At 57.9% G+C, this 516-nt stretch carries 1 protein-coding gene; it reads left to right on the forward strand.

Going from position 1 to position 516, the window contains the following annotated elements:
* Positions 1–223 precede the first annotated feature (223 nt).
* A partial coding sequence (locus D5269_RS18275; protein WP_120487732.1) for a TnpV protein occupies positions 224–516 on the forward strand: 293 nt, incomplete at its 3' end.

The raw sequence follows: 516 nt of genomic DNA on the forward strand, positions 1-516 counted from the left end.
GCCACCGTCAGCATCGCCTATTCCCTGATGTCCCGCTGCGGGCTGGCCCCGGAGCAGTATTTCACCCACGAGGATTTCATGCCGGTTTTCGATTTCAACACACCGGCCACCGTTGGGGCGCTGGGAACGGCGGTCAGCCAGATCAACCAGCAGGTGCTGCGGCAGATCGGCGTAACCATTCTAAACGCGGAACGAGAGGCCAACAAAGAAAGGAGCCAGCAAAATGAACAACACCTTAACTTACATTCAGAACGGGGATTATCTGATTCCCAACCTGCAACTGACAGAACAGCCCGAAACGCCCCTGGGCAAGTACGGCAGGATGCGGAAAACCTACTTGAAGGAACACCGGCCCATCCTTTACAACCGTCTGCTGATGAGCGAGAAGCTGTACCCGCACCTGTTGGAGATCGACCGGACCGCGAACAGCCGATTGGAGCAGCTGATGCCAAAACTGGCGCAGGCGGCGGGCGTGACCGAGGAACTGAAAGCCCGCGACATGATGCAGTGGGTGGG

This window comes from Anaerotruncus sp. 1XD42-93 (assembly GCF_009917605.1).
In the GTDB taxonomy this organism is placed as follows: Bacteria; Bacillota; Clostridia; order Oscillospirales; family Ruminococcaceae; genus Anaerotruncus.